The 20,621-nt window shown below is 41.3% G+C and carries 14 protein-coding genes; 6 read left to right on the top strand and 8 right to left on the bottom strand.

Going from position 1 to position 20,621, the window contains the following annotated elements; all coding sequences use genetic code 11:
* Window positions 1-172: 172 nt before the first annotated feature.
* The 5 genes from FHS10_RS26700 to FHS10_RS26680 all read right to left on the bottom strand — a co-directional run bounded on the left by FHS10_RS26700 (window position 173) and on the right by FHS10_RS26680 (window position 8,818).
* Window positions 173-865, bottom strand: coding sequence for a hypothetical protein (locus FHS10_RS26700; protein WP_259097054.1), 693 nt, complete (start codon window positions 863-865; stop codon window positions 173-175).
* A gap of 170 nt (window positions 866-1,035) precedes the next feature.
* Window positions 1,036-3,831, bottom strand: coding sequence for a S8 family peptidase (locus FHS10_RS26695; RefSeq protein WP_259097053.1), 2,796 nt, complete (start codon window positions 3,829-3,831; stop codon window positions 1,036-1,038).
* Window positions 3,832-3,912: 81 nt separating this feature from the next.
* Window positions 3,913-4,740, bottom strand: a complete 828-nt coding sequence (locus FHS10_RS26690) for a M57 family metalloprotease (protein WP_259097051.1) — start codon at window positions 4,738-4,740, stop codon at window positions 3,913-3,915.
* A gap of 540 nt (window positions 4,741-5,280) precedes the next feature.
* Window positions 5,281-6,579: an HlyD family secretion protein gene (locus FHS10_RS26685; protein WP_259097050.1), complete on the bottom strand. Its 1,299-nt coding sequence runs from the start codon at window positions 6,577-6,579 to the stop codon at window positions 5,281-5,283.
* A 61-nt stretch (window positions 6,580-6,640) separates the two neighbouring features.
* Window positions 6,641-8,818 (bottom strand): peptidase domain-containing ABC transporter, encoded by a 2,178-nt coding sequence (locus FHS10_RS26680; RefSeq protein ID WP_259097048.1) that lies wholly within the window; start codon window positions 8,816-8,818, stop codon window positions 6,641-6,643.
* A gap of 415 nt (window positions 8,819-9,233) precedes the next feature.
* On the opposite strand from FHS10_RS26680, the gene FHS10_RS26675 reads away from it, so the two are divergent.
* Window positions 9,234-10,874, top strand: coding sequence for a vitamin K epoxide reductase family protein (locus FHS10_RS26675; RefSeq protein ID WP_259097045.1), 1,641 nt, complete (start codon window positions 9,234-9,236; stop codon window positions 10,872-10,874).
* A gap of 1,601 nt (window positions 10,875-12,475) precedes the next feature.
* The gene (locus FHS10_RS26670) at window positions 12,476-12,790 is read left to right on the top strand and encodes a hypothetical protein (RefSeq protein ID WP_259097043.1); all 315 of its coding nucleotides are present in this window, start codon (window positions 12,476-12,478) and stop codon (window positions 12,788-12,790) included.
* 130 nt (window positions 12,791-12,920) lie between these two features.
* Here FHS10_RS26670 and FHS10_RS26665 read toward each other — a convergent pair whose 3' ends face one another.
* The 3 genes from FHS10_RS26665 to FHS10_RS26655 all read right to left on the bottom strand — a co-directional run bounded on the left by FHS10_RS26665 (window position 12,921) and on the right by FHS10_RS26655 (window position 16,609).
* Complete coding sequence (locus FHS10_RS26665; protein ID WP_259097041.1) at window positions 12,921-14,423, bottom strand: TlpA disulfide reductase family protein; 1,503 nt, start codon at window positions 14,421-14,423, stop codon at window positions 12,921-12,923.
* A 1,259-nt stretch (window positions 14,424-15,682) separates the two neighbouring features.
* Window positions 15,683-16,270, bottom strand: a complete 588-nt coding sequence (locus tag FHS10_RS26660) for a tetratricopeptide repeat protein (protein WP_259097040.1) — start codon at window positions 16,268-16,270, stop codon at window positions 15,683-15,685.
* Between the two features lie 9 nt (window positions 16,271-16,279).
* The gene (locus FHS10_RS26655; protein WP_259097038.1) at window positions 16,280-16,609 is read right to left on the bottom strand and encodes a hypothetical protein; all 330 of its coding nucleotides are present in this window, start codon (window positions 16,607-16,609) and stop codon (window positions 16,280-16,282) included.
* A 296-nt stretch (window positions 16,610-16,905) separates the two neighbouring features.
* On the opposite strand from FHS10_RS26655, the gene FHS10_RS26650 reads away from it, so the two are divergent.
* The 4 genes from FHS10_RS26650 to FHS10_RS26635 all read left to right on the top strand — a co-directional run bounded on the left by FHS10_RS26650 (window position 16,906) and on the right by FHS10_RS26635 (window position 20,523).
* Entirely contained in the window at window positions 16,906-17,655 is a 750-nt protein-coding gene (locus tag FHS10_RS26650; RefSeq protein ID WP_259097036.1) for a carboxypeptidase-like regulatory domain-containing protein, read from the top strand.
* Between the two features lie 287 nt (window positions 17,656-17,942).
* Window positions 17,943-18,842 carry a helix-turn-helix domain-containing protein gene (locus tag FHS10_RS26645; RefSeq protein ID WP_259097034.1) on the top strand — a complete coding sequence of 300 codons (900 nt, stop codon included), beginning with the start codon at window positions 17,943-17,945 and terminating at the stop codon, window positions 18,840-18,842.
* An 81-nt stretch (window positions 18,843-18,923) separates the two neighbouring features.
* The gene (locus tag FHS10_RS26640) at window positions 18,924-19,760 is read left to right on the top strand and encodes an SDR family NAD(P)-dependent oxidoreductase (RefSeq protein ID WP_259097032.1); all 837 of its coding nucleotides are present in this window, start codon (window positions 18,924-18,926) and stop codon (window positions 19,758-19,760) included.
* A 31-nt stretch (window positions 19,761-19,791) separates the two neighbouring features.
* A complete protein-coding gene (locus FHS10_RS26635; RefSeq protein ID WP_259097030.1) occupies window positions 19,792-20,523 on the top strand; it encodes an SDR family oxidoreductase in 732 nt (243 codons plus the stop codon).
* The last annotated feature ends 98 nt before the right edge of the window (window positions 20,524-20,621 follow it).

Below are 20,621 nucleotides of genomic sequence, written 5' to 3'. Positions count from 1 at the left end.
GCTGAGAAATTCAACGAAAACAGATAAACATGGAGCCAATACGTTGCAAACATAGAGGCCGCATCATTTGAATTATGATACGGCCTCTTTTTTGTTTTTGGTTGGATATTTGATTTCGGAATCGGGATGTTCAGTCAAACAGCTAACCGGTTGTTTTTTGACTTTTGAATTTTTAATTTATTACGGCTGATGCCATTTTATAACCACCCTTTTTATCAATTATTAAATACATGTTAATCCCCAAATCTGTTGCCGGTATGGCAATTGAAAAAGATACTACTACTCGTTTTTTATCCCGGTTTTGATGTTCGAGGTATAAATCGATGATACTGCCGTACTTTTTCAGGTTGCCTCCAAAGTTATCCCGGTAAGCCGGGTTAAAGTCGGCGGCCTTAAATTGCCGTTTCAGCACGGTATCCTTATTGTGTGCCAGCCATATATCGGCCACAAAAGGATGGGTAACAAATTCTTTAGGGTGCTGCTCATCCGGGTCGTAAAGCTTTGGCTCCACCAGTTTTACATCTTTTAAACAGTAACGTTTTGAATGAAAGTGCAGCGTATCCTTTTGGCATATTAAAACCGTATCAATGGTTTCAACCCGATCATAAGCTAATTTTAATGCCTCCCGTTCCTCGCTTTGCGATGGCGGCACATCGGGCAAACTATCCGGACTTATAGCCCCTACCCGCACCAACGAGTCGACCGTTTTTTTGCTATAATTGGAAACAGTGGCTTTCTTCAATTTCGCCGAATCGTTTTTTTTCGATAATGAATCGGCGGTAACACTACCCGGCTTACCCTTGCAGGCAGCAAGCAGCACAAACGCTAACATGATGACAAGGCTGTTTTTTTGATGACTATTCATGCGTTTAGGTTACTGCGTTGTTTATTAAATTGTATGTAAGGTGGTTTATAATTGTGCCGAAATATACAAATTTGAATGCTTTGTAAAAAAGTAGAAATGCGGCCTCAAACCCAACAAAACCGGTAATTGCCGTTATGCAACACGCATGCACCTGCGATTGCCGAAATACCCTATAGCTTAATTAACTTGCCACTATATACCACATGGCCGGATAAAGAAATTGCATACACGTAAATACCCGGATTAAGGTTTACCGCCACAATATTTTGCAGGTTGTTGAGCGTTTGGGTTAGGCTTAGCTTGCCGCTTGCATCGTATAATTTCAAATCGTAATTATTGATGTCGCCGCTTAAAATGGTAAATTGTTTATCAACGGGGTTTGGGTATACGGCAAACTGTTTGTTTTGCAACACAACGGCTTTAACGGCATCGGTATAAATAACCTGGTTATCGGCAGTAATTAGCTTAGCCCGGTAATACTGTACCTGTTTGGGCGCGGCATCAGTAAACTGGTAACCAAGCTGGTTGGTGATTACCGGCGAGTCGCCAATTGACGTAAAAGCAGCCGGGCCAGTCATCTTTTCCCAGGTAATGGATTTTAGGTTTACGGTACTGCCCAGGGAAAGATCTAATAAAACCTTATTGCCGGTAACCGTTGCCAGCAATGTTTTCACATAACAGCCAACGCCTTGCGTGGTAACATCAATGGTGTAGCTTTTTAAGCCCTCGAAGCCGTTACCGGCAGCACTTACCGCAAAATACCTGGAGGTTTGCTGCCCGGCCGGAATTATAACCGATGTATCTGTTACGGTACTTAGCTTTTGCAAAACATTGTCTTTTATGGTATAAACCACATAACCTGTACTGCCCTGCTGTGCAGGCCAATGCAGCAAAGTACCCTGTGTACAATTATAACCCACACTTAATGCTATCGGGGCCGAGATATTAAATTCGGCACTTAAAAACGAGTTGCTGCCAATATCCATTTTCAACATGGCCGTACTGAATACATCGGGAGCCTGCCAGTCATCATAATTATTTTTTAGTGTTACGTTATCAATGGCTTTCCAGGTAACTCCGTGATCGTAGCTGATGCTTAGCCTGCCCGTTGCGGTATCAAAGGAGCTTTGCCAGCGCAGGTAATTATCATCGGATGCAAAAAGCTGGCTGCCGGCAACGGGGTAGATCCATTCAAACTTATTTGCCTGCACAGCCTGGTAAGCCATATAAAATGTTTGCGGCCCCTGCGGCACTTTGCGGCCTTTTACATGTATGGTATAAATGCCGGCTATAGGGTTTGCAATGGTTACCTGTTCGGTATTGTTTATGGTATCTGTTTGCCTTTGCGCCAGCTTGTGCAACGAATCGAGCGAGGGGAAGCTGTTTAGCGTCCATGGTAAAATGGCTTTCCCATCGGGTCCGGCAACCGATAGGTCGAGGTCATTAACCAGCGCGTTGGGGGCATTCAGCGCAGCGGCAGGATCGGCCCAGGCTATTGACACCTTCAACTCTTTGGTACTTGCAGGCACATTAATTGAAAAATCGCTTTGGCCGCCACTACCAACCGTCCCGCTGTTAAACCTGTTATCCTGCATGGTGCGCATGGCTTCAAGGGCATTTAGTTTGCCATAGCCCGTTTTAAAATCAACATAAGCGTTGCCAATATCATCGGCCGAGTTGATCAGTATCGCTTTAATCAAAGCTGCCGGGGGTAAACTTGCGCGCTTAAGTTTATAAGCCTGCTGCAACAATGCAACAGTTCCGGATGCCAGTGCCGCTGCGCCCGAGGTTCCGTCTTCGCCATCGGCCACCAGTTCGGGCTTTATACGGCCATCATAGGCCGGCCCGCCAGAGCTTAAATCTTCGGGAATGTTTGTACGGCCGGTACCGCCTATTACCAGTACATTTTTGGCCTGTTTAAAATCGCCCGATAAATTGGCTACGCCCGTTAAACCATTATAAACGCCCACAGCCGGCGCAGTAAGCCCAATATTGCCCGACGAAAATACATGCACAATACTGTCATTTGCCCATACCTGCTCATCATAGGCCACCGTTTCGGCGCCGTAGTAATTTTCAATCCCTGTTCCGTACGAGTGGTTTTGCAGGCCAATATCAAACATTTTAAAAACGGCGGTACTATCAGGAAACAGGTTTATAAAATCGGCCGAAGTAAAACGCACCTTAGGAGCAGCACCAAGCCCTTTTATAAATGAATTGCCATTACCACCTATAAGCGTAGCCATGGTTGTAGCATGCCCGGATGTAATAGCCGATGTTGGGAAAGAATCAAAGGTACGGCCAAGCAGGTCGAGGTCATTATCGTACTTATCTTCTTTGACACTTACGTTGATGCCCTGCCCGTTAATGCCGGGATAATTGCTTTGTATTGTACTAATAGTATTGGCGCCCAGGTCAATGTCGCTGATGGCCAGTTCGGCGTGGGCTTTACGGGTCTTATCGGCAAAAACCACATAAGGCTGCTGCAATAGCTCCTGTAGCTTATTAACACGGATATTGGCCGTTATCCTATTGCCGTTTGCAGTGGTTATTTCAGCATATTTTGCCAGCTGGCTTAGGGCGGTGTTATTGTTAAGGGTAATATCAACGGCAATGATCCTGCTGCTGTTGGGATGTTTTTGAGTAACAAGGGCCAGGTTATCCGATGCCTTCCACAACGCATTTGCAGGGGCTACTATTTCAAAATCCGCACTTTGCAGGATGGGCTTGTTTGAGGCTACAATGTAATAATTGTATGAAAGTCTTTTTACAACCCGTGCCTTTGCAGCTGCCACAAACGGCTGTTTACTGGTTTTAACAACATAGTAGTTAACAGAATCGGAAACAGGTATTTTATTTACTGCCGAATAATGGTTTTTGATCATTTTGTCGCCCGCGGTTTGCTGCGACCAGGAATATTTAAAACAAAAAATAAAAAAAATAAAAGGCAGTAACTTTTTAGTCATGCTTTATTAAAATAAAAACAAGGGAGGGCAATGCCCTCCCTTATTGTGAATAATATAGTACCCGATTACCTGATAAATAGTTTAGTATAAATAGTTTAACGCTATTTTATCATTTGCATTAAAAGTACGATCTGTACCTGATGAGCAGGCCAGCATCCATGAGCCGGCATCGGCTTTTGTTGGTGTACCAGGGATGTTAATGGCACCAATACCCGCGCTGCCTTCATTTGAACGGCTACCACCGCAGCTAAATGCACGGTTCATATAATCGGTATGGCGGAAACCAATGCAATGGCCTATTTCGTGCTGTAAAACCGAAGTTAAGTAATTAACATCGGGATTGGTGCCATAAGCCTGCGCGTTGGTATTCATTTGAATTTGATTATAAGGATCGCCGGCAGATGTTGGGAACCCGGATGAACCCAGGGTGATGTAACCACCACTTGGCCCTTCGTTAAAACCAATTATCTGGATATTACCTCCGCTGCTTACAACCTGGAATTTGATGGTAAGGTTTAGCGCGTTGTAGCGGGCCACCGCGTTGCTTGTTGCAGTAGCATAAACGGTTGGCAGGTTTGATATCGAAACGGTAATTGTCCGGGGCAGGCTTTTAACCAGGTTGGTAGTTCGGTACTGCTCATTTTCGGCAATACGTAAATTGGGGCTTGTACTTGCTTCCGATAGGTTGGCGGCAGTTAAAAGTATGTCGCCCTCTACCAGGTAATTATCTCCTTGTTTTCTAACTTCATCTGTGCTAAAGCCCAGGTCACTTATTTGTTTTAATACGTCTGCCGAAACTGCTACTGTTGTTTCCTTTGCTGGCTTGCTGTTATTTTTATTACAGGAAAATAATACGGACGCAGCAATAACGGCGCTAAGGCCAATTGTTAGTAATACCTTGTTTTTCATGTTTGTGTGTTGTGTTAAGTAATAATCGTAAGGTTTTCCTAAAAATTTAATTGGCTGGCCAGCATTTAAAAAATATAACGTATCGGGTAATTATATTTCTCGGTTAATTGTATACAATTACAATTTTAATTTTTAGTTAAGCGTAAATTAACTGTTATTTTTCAAAAAAGCAAAAAAGGCAAATATTTTTTTCTGAGTTAAATATATACCCCTTAAGCATTTGTGATTTTAATATCCCGCCGTTTATAATATTCTTTGCCGGTGCACACGTTTGTGGTGTGTATCCGCCTCATGATTATTCTTTAAAACCCCGTAGGTAATTGGAACATGGTGTATGCTTTTCAATGGGGTACTGGCAATATGTGTGCGCCAGCTCAGGATTAGGCTTTAAAACGCTACAAGTAATCGAGGCACAATTGTCTTGTATATTACATTCCAACAACCTTAATCACTGTAGTTATAAACTACAGGCATAGTCGTTCGAAGTCAGAGACATTCGAACAGCAGAACTCTACCGGCGGGGGCGCAGGCTTTAAACAGTTACTTATTGACCATTATTTTAAATACACTATTAGTAATACGCTGAAATATAGTGGCATCTTCGGTAACAATTTCGGCGTCGGCCATCATACCTTGTTTTAAATGAATGGCACGTTTAATATTTGCCGGTTTATCTACTTTAAAATCTACTTTCGAAATAAAAACACTGTCTTTATAAGGTACATCGGCAATGTAATTGATTTTGCCTTTTATCATACCATACTCCTCAAATGGATAGCTTCTTAATTTAATAAGCACCTGCTGCCCTTCTTTTACTTTACCCATGTTATCCTGGGGGATGGTCATTTCGCCAAAAAAAGCTTCGTTGCCCGGGTTTATGTAAAACACTTCCTGCCCGGCATTGAGTACCTGGTTTTGCTGGATGATACCGGCGTAAGCTACTTTACCCGCCTGCGATGCCCGCAAAATGTACTTATTTTCCCAATCTTCTGCCTGGCTTATCAAACTGTTGAGCGATTGCCTGAATTTGGCTTTTTGCTCGCTAATCTGGTTATCCAATTCTAATATTTCCTTTTGTTTGCCGGTATAGTTATTGTTAGCCGTAACCAAAGCTGATTCTGTTTGTACCAAAGGCGATTTTTGAGCCAGGAACTTGGCCTCCTGCTGCCTTAGCTCTGATGCGGTTTCTACCTTCTCTGTCGCCAGTTTTTTGTGCATCTCATATTCGTCGGCGGCAAGTTTAAAATTACGCTGTTGAATGATCTTGCCTTGTTGCAATTGCCCGGTTTGGAGATTAATATCCGCGAGGTCTTTTTCTAAAAAAGTTTTCTTTTTAAGGTAAAAGCCATTATCAATTGCCGATTGATAATTGATGAGGTCCTGGTAAAAAGCCTGGTAGGCAGCCTGTAATTCGCCCAGCGAAGCACTATTTGCATTAATGAGCAGTTTACCGTTAACAGGTTTATTATTAGCAGCCTCATTTTGTATAGCTATGAGGCTTTTTGTAAGCTGCATAACCTGGGCATGATTGCCGGTGCTTTCCATAAAGGCCAATGGTTGGTTTTGGGTAACCAATTCATTTTCTGTTACCAAAAGCTTAACCAGCTTACCTGCTACCCTGGCAACAACAGGTTTTGGCGAATTTGGCGATTGTATTTTTAACCGTGTTTTAACAATATCCGGGTATTTGATTAATGCGGCTAAACTTATTATTAATATCAATACCGCAAAAAACAGGGTGATGCCCCAACGCAGTAACCATGAAGGTACCGCGGTAATTATATCCTGCATTTCATCGGTATGCCTGGGCGTATTGTTTTCCTGTATGGTTGAAGGCATTTGAGGGGGAATAAAATTTAATAAATATGATTAAGCGCCAACTATTGTACTGCATTAATTATTAGGTTCCCAACTCCAGTTGGTTTTTTACCAGTTGATAATAGCTCCCTTTTAGCGCGGTAAGTTCAAAATGGGTACCCTGTTCAATGATCCGGCCCTTATCTAATAAAATAATATTATCTGCATTGCTCACCGTACTTAAGCGGTGTGCTACGATCACTACGGTGCGGCCGGTAAAAAATTCGCCCAGGTTGTTCATGATAATCCTTTCGTTATTGGCGTCAAGGGCGTTAGTTGCTTCATCAAAAAACAGGTATTGTGGATTTTTATAAACAGCCCTCGCTATCAGCATCCGCTGGCGCTGCCCCTGGCTTATTCCGTTACCTTCGGCACCTATTTTGGTGTTAAGGCCCAATGGCAGGCTATCAATAAAATCCTGTATGTTGGCTACCTTAATGGCATGCCGTAATTTCGCTTTATCAGGGTAATCATCGCCCACGGCTATATTGCGCTCAATCGATTCAGAAAATATAAATCCGTCCTGCATAACCACTCCGCACTGCGCGCGCCAGGTTTTAAAGCTGATGTTGGCTATTGATTGCTCACCAACTTTTATTTCGCCTTTTTGGGGTTCGTAAAAACGGAGTAATAACTTCAATAGGGTAGTTTTACCACTCCCGCTCATGCCCACTATAGCGGTAGTTTTACCTTCGGGAATTTGAAGATTAATTTCATCTAATACAGGCTCATTACCGGCGCCCGGATACCTGAAGGTAAGGTTGCTGATGGTTAAACTTTTATTTTGAGGCAGCGTATGGTTCCACTCTTTATCCAATGGCTCTTCATCTGTCATCTGGTGAATTTCGTTCAAACGTTCCAGGCTTATCTTGGCATCCTGGAAACCCTGTATAAAGCCCAGCAATTGCTCAATCGGGCTACTTAGCTGGCCAACAATATATTGCACCGCTACCATAGCGCCCAAAGTTAAATCGCCGTTTATAACGGCTTCGGCACTTAAAAAAGTAATAAGCAGGTTTTTACCCTCGTTTATAAAAGTTGCCCCGCCCTGCTGGTATTGGCTTAGCGCAAGGCTTTTTACATTAAACTTAAACAGGCGGGCCTGTATATGCTCCCATTCCCAACGCTTTTGCTGCTCGCAGTTGTTTAGCTTAATTTCCTGCATGCCGTTAATGAGCTGCACAATGCTGCTTTGATTTTTTGAGGCCACATCAAAGCTTTTATAATTCAACTCGCGGCGACGTTTTAAAAACAGCACTATCCACGCGGTGTAAAGTGAGCTGCTTGCCGCAAATACTACAAATATAGTAGCGTTATAATACGCCAGCACAACAGAAAAAATGAGCAGGTTAAATAATGAGAATATGGTACTCAATGTAGAGCCGGTTAAAAAGCTTTCGATCTTTTTTTGATCATTCATGCGCTGCATGATATCACCCGTCATTTTGGTATCAAAAAAACTGATAGGCAGCTTCATCAGCTTAATTAAAAAGTCGGTAAGGATGGAGATGTTTACACGGGTACTGATGTGCAGCAAGATCCACGATCTGATAAAATCTACGCTCACCCTTCCTATAATCAGGGCCGTTTGCGCAAAAAGAATAATGTATATAAAATTAAGATTACGGGTATTGATGCCAACATCCACAATTGATTGAGTTAAAAACGGGGTGATCAACTGTAGCAAACTACCAATGCCCAAACCAAACAGCAACTGAATAACCACCTTACGATAAGTTATCAAATAGCGCAATAAAAACGACCAACGCACTTCGTGGCCCTTTTCATCTTCCTGCTCATAAAATTGCGGCGTAGGGCTAAGCAATAAGGCAATACCTTGGGTACCACCTGCTGCACTGAGCCAGGCACGGCTAAACTCTTCGGCATTAAGCACCACCAGCCCACTGCCAGGATCGGCTATAAAAAATTTGTTGTTTTTAATTTTGTACAGTATCACAAAATGATTTTGTTGCCAATGCAAAATGCAGGGCAGTTCAGCCTCCTTTAAATCTGTGGTTTCTAACTTTACACCTAATGATCGGAAACCGATTTTTTCTGCCGCATCGCTGATACCTAATAACGATACCCCTTCTTTATTGATCTCACATAGCTGCCTTAAGGTTTGTAGTTTAAAATTACGCCCATAATGCTTGCTTATCATACGCAGGCACGTGGGGCCGCAGTCCATTTGATCGGGTTGTTTGTAATAAGGAAAAGACATTTGTTAAATTCTTAAAAATCGAATATTAGATCATTCAGCGCGTATTTACACCTGTTTATAAACATAGTCAACTTATATGGCATCTACAAAAAACAGTTATATATTAAGTATTTTAAGATAAAAAAAGATTTTAACAGCGAAAATCATACTTAAGTATAAAGTAAATAAAATTTAATTTTAGTTTGCTTTTTATAAATAATAATAATAACATTACAACAAATTACTTCCTCTTTAATTTACAAAAGAACAAAAATAAGACATTAATAATTGACTAATTCACAATTACCAAAACAATCTATTGCCATATGATATCTTTTCATTTTTTCCATTTTTAAATCATCAGTTAATATTTTAATAAAGAAATTATTGCCAATAGTCGACATCAAAAAAAATACACAATATAAGTTTATAGTTCATGAAGAGTATATCGCTTTTTTTCGCCAAAGAAAACTGCATCGAAACAGTTGGTAAATTACTTTTGGCATTAAATGTAAAAGTCACCAATACCACATTACAAAACGATCTATACAATCACCCGGATTATCCAAGCCTTTTAAGTATAAGCGATGTACTCTCTGGATACGGCGTCGCAAATATTTCTGTAAAAGCATCTATTGACAAGCTGACCGAAGTGCCTCTGCCATGTATTATTCCGCTAAATGGCGAATCGGATCATAACACCTATTTTGCACTTGTCGAATCTGTAGATGACAACGCAATCAGATACTTTCATCCCGAGAAACATGAATGGGAAGAGATCAACAAAGAAAACTTTAAGAAAAAATGGCCATCGGGGATCGTATTATTGGCAGACGCTGCTGATGCCGTTGGAGAAAAAGATTACAAAAGTAAGCGCCGCGAAGAAAGGCGTTTAAATATTGCCGGCTATGCAACCTGGCTGGCGCTTCCTATACTTACCATCATAACCTGCATAATAACTTTTGCCACTTACGGTTTAGCTGCCGGTTTCCCTGTAATTTTCATGTTGTTTACCCTACTGGGTTGTGGAGTGAGTGGATTATTGCTTTGGTATGAGCTGGATCAGTACAATCCTTTATTGCAACAAATATGCAGCTCGGGCAAAAAAGTAAATTGCGGGGCTATACTCAATTCAAAAGCCTCTAAAATTGCCGGTGTTAGCTGGAGCGCTATTGGATTTACCTACTTTTCTGGTAGTTTATTTTCAATGTTAGTTATGGGAGCCACCAACCCCGGCGCCCTGGTTGCATTGGCCTGGTTAAACACATTGGCAATACCTTATGTGTTTTTCTCGGTTTATTACCAATGGCAAATAGCCAAGCAATGGTGTGTGCTATGCCTTTGCATACAGGCTTTGTTAGTTTTACAATTAATTACAACAACTGCTGCAGGCTGGCATACTATTGCTCCTTTAAGTACTGTAGCCACCCTAAGCAATAGCGTCCCGGTTGTTTTATCGTTTGCTACCCCCTTTATTATTTTAAACCTTTTACTACCCGCATATCGCGCCGTACGGGGAAATAAGCGCACTAAAACTCAATTACAACGTCTTAAACATAACCCCCTGATATTTGAGGCCTTACTTGTAAAACAAAAAGCAATAACAGAAAGCACCAAAGGATTAGGCATTATACTTGGCAATCCTAACGCCACCAATAAAATAATAAAGGTTTGCAACCCCTATTGTGGGCCGTGCGCCCAGGCGCACACACCAATGGAAGAGTTACTGCACAACAACCCCGATTTGCAAATCCAAATTTTATTTACCGCAACCAATGATGAAGGCGATACAAGAGCGCCATCGGTGAAACATTTATTGGCTATTGCCGAAAAAGGCGAAACCTTAACCAGACAGGCGCTTGATGATTGGTATTTAGCCGATAAAAAAGATTATGAGGTTTTTGCAGCCAAATACCCCATGAACGGCGAATTGAAGAAACAGGATAACAAAGTAAACGCGATGAAGGAATGGTGCGATAAAACCGAAATAGCTTTTACACCTACTTTTTTTGTAAACGGGTATCAATTACCAGATATATATACTGTTAATGATTTAAAATATTTTCTCTCTGTATAAATACAACAGGCTTACAAAGCAATAAAATACACTGACAATATTAATGGTTTAATTAAAAACAGTAAAAAAAGGAGGTTGCAAAAAAAGTATAAAAATAAACCAATGTTTAATTACCAGTAAACAAACAATATCAAAACTAAAAAACGAATTAAAAACGAATTAAAATTAAAAACTATGAAAACATTAAGAGCTCTGCAATTTGGTGCAAATGACGTATTAACCAGGGAACAATTGAAAAATGTATTAGGTGGCACTGTTAAACCACCCACCGAGTGCACAAATGCATGCGGCGGAAGCCTGGGTTCATGTCCGTCAGGACAAAGCTGCTCTTCGGTAGCATGCCCGGATGATCCGGCATTTACTCATACTATTTGCTCGGCCTCAGCTGCGTAAACTTATTTGCAGGGCAACAGTTTTGTTGTCCTGCAAATATATTTTTGATTTACGTTACAAGTTAATTCATCTTCACTGAATTACCGTTATGAGACATTTGTAACCGCCTGATATCGCATAATTGCCTTAAACTCAAAGTACTCGCTCCCATGCGCAGGCAAGTGAGGTAGCAGTCCATTTGGCAGGCAGTTTGTAAGCCGTACAGGTAGCCTTAAAAATCGCCCCTGATATTGAGGCCTGCCAGCAAACAAAAAACCTAACCGGAAACACCAAAAGATTTAGGTACCGTGTCTGGCAAACTGATGCGCCAAATAAAATAATAAACATTTGTACACCTTATTGTAGCCGTACGAACGTCAATGAATGAATTACCGCATAACAACCCGATTTGCAAATTTAAATTTCATTTCACAGCAACCTATAATGAAGGCGATATAAGTGTACTATTGGTGAAAAAATTATTGATTATACCAAAGGCGATGAAACTAAAAACGATTTAAAATTTAAAATCATGAAGACATTAATAGCCGTACAATTTGACGCAAACAGCGTTTTGAACAGAGAACAGTTAAAAAAAGTATTAGGTGGCACAGTTAAACCACCTGCTGAGTGTACAAATTCATGTAACATGCCAGGTGACTGTCCGTCTGGAAGCGTATGCGTTTCGGTGCCGTGTCAAGACAATCCTGCATTTACTCACATTATTTGCTCGCCGGCTGCGGCATAACGTTAATGCCAGGACAATAAAAATGTCGTTCTGCAGACAATCCTGGTTAAGGTAATAAACTAACTCCCTTTCCTGCGTGCAGGAAAACAAAGCGGAATCCATTTAACCGATAAACCCCATTTAGCCGCCATCGAATTTGCAGTTTAATACACTTTATCGTGCCCCTGCGCCAACACCAATGAAAGAATGCTGCAAAACAAGCCGATTTACAAATTTCATTTACAGGAGCCTATAATGAAGATGATATAAGAGTACCATTGATGAAACATTTATTGACTATAACAAAAACAAACTGTAAACCATGCCAGATATGCCTATGATTGTTATTTAGCCAACAAAAAGACGATAATGCGTCACGACCAAATCCCCCCTGTCAACGGCAAATTGAAGGAACAGGGTAATAAGGTAAATGCGACGAAGGAATGGCGCGATAAAGCCGAAATAGCTTTTACATCTACGCGACAAACAATATCAAATAAAAATGAAGGTAATTAAAACTATGAAAACATTACAAGCCCTACAATTTGGTGCAAACAACGTATTGAACAGGGAACAGTTAAAAAAAGTAACAGGTGGCACAGTTAAGCCGCCTGATGACTGTAAAAATGCATGCACACAAGACGCCCCTTGTACAACCGGGCAAGTTTGCACTTCGGCAGCATGCCCAGATGCCCCTACATTTACTCACTATATTTTTGCGTATACTCAGCTGCATAAGTTTACCGGCAGGGCAATAAAATATTGCCCTGCAAATATTTCTGCCTACGTTGTGATAAAATCCAAAACACTTACTTAATAACATGGGCCGCCAATAGGGTGGCAATCCATTAGCCGGTTGGTTTGTAATAACAAAACTTTATAAACGGTGGTTACTTATTACGCTATAACTGCATTACGTATTAAAACCCCAATCCCATCCGGCATTATTACAATAATGAACTTATCATTAACTCCAATGTGCGGTGATTGCTTTGATCAATTCGGAAATTTTTGAAAACAATTTTTCCATTTTTGTCTATCAAAAAATTTTCTGGTTCACCTTGCACACCAAAGTTATTTTTGGCAAATTCTTCGCTGCCGCGTAAGGGTATAAATGAATACCGGCCGCTTTTCATTAAAGGATTTACATAGTCGCCCTGCCTTGGCAACACATTTATGCCAACATATACCACATTTTGCTTTTTAAATTTGTTTATTACCGCCTCAAAGTGCGGAAACTCGGCCCTACAGGGGCTGCAGCCCGGAAACCAGAATGTAAGCAACACTACTTTGCCCTTCAGGTCATTTAAATTTAGCTTACCGTTGCTTGTATATAAACCCAGTTCAAAGGGGTAAGCTGCAACAGCAGTCTTATACCTTATAGCCGCCACATCTTTATCAACCTGCACCTCTTTTTTCCCTATCTTATCGCCGTAATATTTAAGGGCAGTATAAAGGCTATCAGTTGGCAGTATCGCAAATTTTGAGGCAAGGCTATCGTAAGCCATTTGTACATTGCCAGCTTTTGCTTGCAGGCGGGCCGTTTTTAATGCCATAAAGTCAGCTAAGGCACTGTAGCGAGGAAGTTTTGCCACACCAGCTTCAACTATCGCAGCTTTGTAGTTTTGATCCTGTTCCAGTTTATTTATCTGGATCAGGGCTTCGGCAAATTGACTTCTTGCTTTCCAATCTTCATCTTTTCCCATTTCACTAATTAACGACAATGCTTTTTGGGGATCTTGCTGCAAGTATAGATCCGTTAACTCTATCATTCCTCCTGCCGACCATCTGTAATTTTGTGGGGGATATAATTTATGCAAAGCTTCAAAATAATCAATTTTATCATTATTATTTGCAGCATTTGTTGCCAAAAAATATAATGCCTGCGCGCCGCGTTCATCAGATGGGTAGCGCTTTACAAAATCAAAAACCTTTTGTTTATATTCTTTCGGATCGCCGTCAGCAAAAAAGCTAAGATAACTATAGGCATAAACAGCATTTGATGTATCAGCAAGCATTGCTTTTCCTGCGTACTCTTTGGCAGAATCCATTTGACCCCGGTTAAACGCGTCATCTGATAGCATAGACCATATTTTGCCGTTTTGCGGGGCAATCGCGGCAGCCTTCAACAAAAACTCAGTTGCCTGCGGCATTTCGGCGTTGTGATAAACTGTACCTATAGCCAAAGGGATATTCACACTGTTGGGATATTTTTCCATCCATGCGTTATATTGTGATACCAAAAGCGGACTATATATGCCCATAGCATAAATATATGTTCTATGTGCTTTCAGGCTATCCATATTAGCTTGTACCACTGTGAGGGCTTTTTTTATCTCTTCAGGAGACGCCGGCCCTGTGCGCACCGGAATTTGAGCAAAAGACTGCCCGGTAAAAAAAAACAGCATCAAAAAAATGGGATATATAGCGTATTTTACTTTATTTTCCATAGGTTTATTATTTCATTTATAGTTTATAAAGCTAATTTATATTTAATTTAGCTAAAAAATGACAAATTTATAATATTAAAAAATTTAACTAATGAGTTTAAAATTTACAATATTTAGGTTTCCAATAAGTAAGCAATTGAAGAAATTTGGATTCGGCGGAAAAGTTTGCTGCCTTATTATTTAATACCATAACCGTTTATATATAGAATATATTGCTGTGCCCATGTTATTGATATTGTTGCTATTTTTTCTGATGCTTACAAACCGAAAGCACTTACGGCTAAGCATCCGGTAAAAACCGCCCGATCTCGTTAAAAAAGTCCCTTTGTTTTTTTTAAAACACCAAATCACCTAAAAGCCCCCCAGATGTCCATAGTCTTCTGCCGTTCGAATGTCTCTGACTTCGAACCATTATGCCTGTAGTTTAAAGCTACCGTAGTATGTTTGTTAGCTCAATAATCGCCATATTCTGATAAACCTCGTTGCGCGTTAGGGACAGAAACGAATACCAGCGTGCGCGTATGAGTGAATGCCCCCGCCACCACTCATACCGACGGTGGAACGCCCTTTTGAAAAGAGTCAAGAGATTAGAGTCAGGAAATTAAGACTTTGGGAATACCAGGACTATTAATTACCCGTAACTGCCGCGGGTTAGGCAAAAGCAGTAGTTTTTAAACTTTACCATTTAACCGGACGGGAATGCACAGTGGAGAGATTTTAGGATTTGTAACCCTGCATTTATAAGTACCTCAATAAGAAAAATATGTATAACAAATTGTGCGTCATCTGTTACCATAAATACACCTGTTATTAATAAAATTGCTCAATAGAATATAAGTCTTTTTTTTGAGTTAGTACGCATTTTGAATCCAAAGTCCCGAACAGCGAGTGTATCTGGACTTTATTATTTTTATGATACAACCTTAAAGAGCAGAAAACGTATTACGAATATCCCTATTCGAAACACCATGTCAGCTACCAATAAATTGCCCGAAAAACAGGTTCATTGCCCCAAATGCTCCGCCGTTACAGAACATAGGGTATCCCGAAGTCCTTTAGTTAAGATTTTCCTTTTTTGGATGCCCCTGAGAAGATACTTATGCTACGAGTGTAAAGATTTTCTTTACGTGAGGTCGTAGGCTGATTAATAATTAGCCGGGCTGTAATATTATAGTTGATTGGACAATTAAATTATTTTTTAGAACCAATGCAACATTGGTAGGCTTTTAACCGCTGGTAAAGCATAAATTACCTATCCCTTAAAAATGTTTAACCTGCTGCTTTAGCTCAAGGGCTTTTTGGTGCTGCAAAATACTTTTATTGATGATCTTAAACTTCACCGAATCGGTAGAGGTAAATACCGGAAAATCTTTGGCGGGAATCTTTTTATCAAATTCGTATTTGGCATGTGTATCTGTCGTAGCGCCGATATTATTAACAACCGGGGGACTACAGGCTGCTATCATTTTGGTACTGTTATTAGTATACTCATTATTATCGTCGCCTGTTTTAAGCACCTTTTGGGCGTATACTACCGAGCTATCGCAATTTTTCATCACGTTGTAACTTAGGGCTATATAGTAATCTGTTTTGTTATTTGGGCTTAACTTGTTAGATTTTTTAAACGCCGTAATGGCGTCTTCATACTGTTTATCGTTATAAAAAATAATGCCATCATTAAACAAGGTTTTGTAGGTTTCAGTAACCGTGGTGGTTTTAACAACTTCGGCTTTACCATCATCAGTTTTAACAACCTCGGTTTTAGTGGCATTGGTGTCGTCAACTTCCTTTTGTTTGGGACAGCCCAATAATAACATGACGAATAATAAAAGGGGGAGCTTTTTCATATCAAGTTTTTATAATGAATCTTTAACTATGCTATCGGGCCTGAATATCTCTTTTTTAACCGCTGTGCTTTTTGATGTATGTGTATCGTATTGTTCTGTTTTGGTTAAAAACATGGCATAGGCTATTAAAATAATACCCAACAATACAAACAGCAAACCGGGCGACGAGCTTACCAGGGCAGCCTCTTTACCCTCGTACTTGGCCGAAAAATTGAACTCGCCCTTTACCCCGGCCAAAATGAGTTTATAACCCAGCCGGATAGTGAGGTAGCCTATTAAAAAACAGGTTAACTTCAATAAAACCACTAAACAGGAGATCTGTACAATTTCTGAGGGCATAGGCTTAGGTGTTAGGGTGTTATAAAGCTACACATTAATTACCAGACCGTTGATTTTTTTTGATTTCGCTGATTGCGCTGATTTTTTTTGAACCTGGGGCTTATGTGAACCGCAAGGGTGTCTGAACCTTGATTCTAAGGATTAAGAGATTCCCACGATTTTGATTAACTTGATTAGCATTTTTCTCACAACTCACAACTCACAACTCACAACGTTAAATCTTGTTAAACCTATTTTATTCCTACCCCCGGTTAATTACATTTGTAATGTACTGATCACTAAACCAACCTTTTGATATGCGGTACCTGATGATCCTGGTGTTATTGTGCTTTTGCCTGGAAGGCTATGGCCAAAAAATAAGCGGAATTGTTACCGATAAAAATACCGGGCAACGCATTAGCGGAGCCTGGATCACCACCTCCAATGGCACCACCATAAGCAATATGGCGGGCGAGTTTGCTGTTAATGCATCCAAATTAAAAGATACCCTAAAAGTAAAAATGCAGGGCTACAAATTATACGTACTGCCTGTTGATGCAAGCAAGGTTAACACGGTGGCTGTTGCCCTTCAACAAACCGCCATTGAACTCAACCAGGTTAATATTAGCGCCCGGCGCGATAGGGTGAAGGATTCTATCAGTAACCGTAAGGATTTTGCCAAAGATTTTGCCAGCCGGCCGCCAAAGTTTAGTGATATTGTAAGGCCGTCGCTGGGAGCAGGTCCGTACCCTATGGCGGGGGTAACTATTGTACCGAGCCAGTTGATAGCATTGCTTACCTACAAACATAGCAATGCTTATAAATTGAAGAAAGCGCTTATTGCCCATGAGCAGGGTGAATACATTGACAGCCGCTTTAGCGACGAGCGCGTGGCCCAGCTCACCAACCTGCCCGACGATTCGCTGCATCAGTTCATTGAGCTATACCGCCCCGCCATTGCCCAGGTAAAAAAAATGAGCGACTACGATATCATGACCTATATTAAAACCAGCCTGGTTAAATACAAGTCGCCGGTACACCACGCGTTGATTACCGAAGCTTTTTAAGGCACAATTCCCGGGAGCCGTTTTTGGTGCGCCAGACTTTTGACGTTACCTACTCCTCGTAAATTTCACATTGTTGAACCTACAGGCTTAAAGGTGTCTAAAAAGATATCGTCGGTAGCTCGATAGGTATAGAACGGTAAATAAAAGGATGCCGTAAGGTGTGTAACAGTTACTTTTTGTTGTCAAAAGTGGCTAAAACAAACATTTTGGCAATAAAAAGGTATATCATTTGAGGGTAAAAACAATTACGCTACTTGACACATGGTTTGAATTTCGTAATTTTGATTATGACTACCGAAACACTCGAAGATTTCTACAAACAAAAATTCGACTGGCTGCCTGATAACCTGCAGCAAAATATTGGCCACTTTAATGTGTTCAGGATTGAGGATTGCATTGGGCCAAATGCCAAGCCGGTTACCTACAGCAGGCGCAGTTTTTATAAGATCAGCCTGATGTGCGGGGAAAATATCATTCATTATGCCGATAAGAGTATCAACCTATCAGGCACTTCGCTGATGTTTTTTAGTCCGCATGTGCCATACACGTTTGAGCATTTGAGCGACGACCGTACGGGTTTCTTCTGCATTTTTACCGAGTCGTTTTTTGCCGATAGGTTCCGCGGCGGCCTTGCCGAATTGCCTATGTTTGCCATTGGCGCTAAACCGGTTTACGCTTTAGATGAAACACAGGGTGATTACATCCGCGGCCTGTTCCTCAAAATGGCCGAAGAGCTTAATTCTGACTATGCCTTCAAATATGAGCTAATCAAAAATTACGTTACCGAAATGTGCTACTATGCGCTCAAAACCCAACCGTCTGAGAACGTACACCAGCACGCGGATGCCAAATCGCGTATCACATCTGTATTCACCGAGCTTCTGGAAAGGCAGTTCCCGATAGAAACGCCATCGCAAAGGTTTAATTTACGATCTGCAAATGATTTTGCGCAGCGATTATCTGTACACGTAAACCACCTCAACCGCGCCATCCGCGAAACCACCGGTAAAACCACCACAGATCATATTGCCGAGCGATTGCTAAGTGAAGCTAAATCACTGCTACGCCACACCGATTGGAATATTTCTGAAATTGGCTACTGCCTGGGCTTTGAAGAACCCACCCATTTTAACAACTTTTTCAAAAAACAAACCCAGCTAACACCATCAACATTCAGAAATGTTTGAATTTTGTAACCATTGGTTTGATTAACGTAATACCCCACCCCGGTTGCCATAGTACCTTTGTTTTATCAAAACAAAAAACTTATGGACAACAAAAAAGTATGGTTTATCACTGGTGCTTCAAAAGGATTTGGGCTCAGTTTAGTAAAACAATTACTGGATGCTGGTCAGCTTGTTGCCGCTACTTCCAGGAACCAACAGGAATTAACCAATGCTGTTGGCTCGACTTCAACTAATTTTTTAGCACTCCAGATTGATCTGATTAGCGAAAGCAGCGTTTCCCTGGCCCTGCAGCATACCTATGAAACTTTTGGCAAAATTGATGTGGTTATCAATAATGCCGGTTATGGCATTGGCGGTGCCATTGAAGAACTAACAGATGCACAAACCCGTACCGCGTTTGATGTAAACGTGTTTGCCACCCTCAACGTAATCAGGTTTGTGATGCCTTACCTGCGTAAACAGCGCTCGGGGCATATTATTAATATAGCATCTATTGCAGGCATTGTTGGCGGTACCGGCTGGGCCGTTTACGCTGCTGCAAAACATGCTGTTATTGGCCTATCGCAGGTTTTAGCTATGGATGTTAAAGCTTTAGGCATCAAAGTTACCGTAGTTGCTCCGGGGGCTTTCAGAACAAGTTTCCTTACTAAAGGCTCATTAACAATGACGGCCAATCCCATTGCCGACTATGCCGATGTACGTGAATCACACTGCAAATACTCAAAAATGAACGGTGAGCAAGCTGGCGACCCGGAAAAAGCGGCGACCAGTATTATCAATGTGGTGTATGAAGAAAATCCTCCGCTGTATTTGCTATTAGGTGGCGATGCTTATAACAGGGCTTTAACCAAGCTGGATGGTATGTACAAAGAAATCCACGAGTGGGAAGAGATTACCTGCGCAACTGATTTCGACTAAATGGCAATAGGTATATACAAAGATACGCAAAATGGAAAACATTAAAGATAAAGTTGTTGTCATTACCGGCGCAAGCAGCGGCATGGGCGCAGCTACGGCCCGTAAATTGGCTAAGCTTGGCGCTAAAGTTGCGCTGGCCGCCCGCCGTGAAGACCAACTCAAAACAATGGTTGCCGAGTTGGGCGAAAACGTCATTTACGTTACAACCGATGTAAGCAAACGCGCCGATCTGGATAATCTTATCCAGCAAGTCATAGCCAAATTTGGCCATGTAGATGTGCTGTGGAACAACGCCGGTATTATGCCTATCTCCTTTTTTGAAGAAGGCCTGGTTGATGAGTGGGATAAAATGATCGATATCAACATTAAAGGTGTACTCTATGGCATCAATGCCGTGTTGCCGCATATGCTTAGTCGGGGACAGGGGCATATTTTGGCTACATCATCCGTAGGTGGCATCAAAACATCGCCGGGGATTGGCGTTTACTCCGGGACAAAATTCGCGGTAAAAGCCATTATGGAAACTCTACGCGAGGAGGTAGCCCAAACCATTAAAGTAACTACCATTTTTCCGGGAGCTACGCAATCTGAGTTAGGCCATGATATCACCAGCCCTAAAATCAAAGCCATATATGGCAATTTAAGCAACATGCCAAAGATGGATGAAGATGCAATTGCCGACGCTGTAATATACGCTATCAGTCAGCCGGGAAATGTTACCATTAATGACCTGGTGCTAAGACCACTTGGCCAAACACGTTAAGTCAACTAAAATCAAAAAATAATCGGTGAAACCAAGCACAGCGTCCTCATGAACGCCGCTGAAATTAAAAACAAGTGAATAATCACAAAAATCACCTT

This window comes from Mucilaginibacter dorajii, from assembly GCF_024808255.1.
GTDB lineage: Bacteria > Bacteroidota > Bacteroidia > Sphingobacteriales > Sphingobacteriaceae > Mucilaginibacter > Mucilaginibacter dorajii.
The sequence above is the reverse complement of the archived record's forward strand: the minus strand, read 5'-3'. Positions and strand labels throughout refer to the sequence as shown.

Coding starts and splice junctions, on each gene's coding strand:
- FHS10_RS26695 (WP_259097053.1), bottom strand. CDS start 3,831: ATGACTAAAAAGTTACTGCCTTTTATTTTTTTTATTTTTTGTTTTAAA.
- FHS10_RS26640 (WP_259097032.1), top strand. CDS start 18,924: ATGGACAACAAAAAAGTATGGTTTATCACTGGTGCTTCAAAAGGATTT.
- FHS10_RS26660 (WP_259097040.1), bottom strand. CDS start 16,270: ATGAAAAAGCTCCCCCTTTTATTATTCGTCATGTTATTATTGGGCTGT.
- FHS10_RS26680 (WP_259097048.1), bottom strand. CDS start 8,818: ATGTCTTTTCCTTATTACAAACAACCCGATCAAATGGACTGCGGCCCC.
- FHS10_RS26635 (WP_259097030.1), top strand. CDS start 19,792: ATGGAAAACATTAAAGATAAAGTTGTTGTCATTACCGGCGCAAGCAGC.
- FHS10_RS26670 (WP_259097043.1), top strand. CDS start 12,476: ATGAAGGTAATTAAAACTATGAAAACATTACAAGCCCTACAATTTGGT.
- FHS10_RS26650 (WP_259097036.1), top strand. CDS start 16,906: ATGCGGTACCTGATGATCCTGGTGTTATTGTGCTTTTGCCTGGAAGGC.
- FHS10_RS26690 (WP_259097051.1), bottom strand. CDS start 4,740: ATGAAAAACAAGGTATTACTAACAATTGGCCTTAGCGCCGTTATTGCT.
- FHS10_RS26665 (WP_259097041.1), bottom strand. CDS start 14,423: ATGGAAAATAAAGTAAAATACGCTATATATCCCATTTTTTTGATGCTG.
- FHS10_RS26645 (WP_259097034.1), top strand. CDS start 17,943: ATGACTACCGAAACACTCGAAGATTTCTACAAACAAAAATTCGACTGG.
- FHS10_RS26655 (WP_259097038.1), bottom strand. CDS start 16,609: ATGCCCTCAGAAATTGTACAGATCTCCTGTTTAGTGGTTTTATTGAAG.
- FHS10_RS26685 (WP_259097050.1), bottom strand. CDS start 6,579: ATGCCTTCAACCATACAGGAAAACAATACGCCCAGGCATACCGATGAA.
- FHS10_RS26675 (WP_259097045.1), top strand. CDS start 9,234: ATGAAGAGTATATCGCTTTTTTTCGCCAAAGAAAACTGCATCGAAACA.
- FHS10_RS26700 (WP_259097054.1), bottom strand. CDS start 865: ATGAATAGTCATCAAAAAAACAGCCTTGTCATCATGTTAGCGTTTGTG.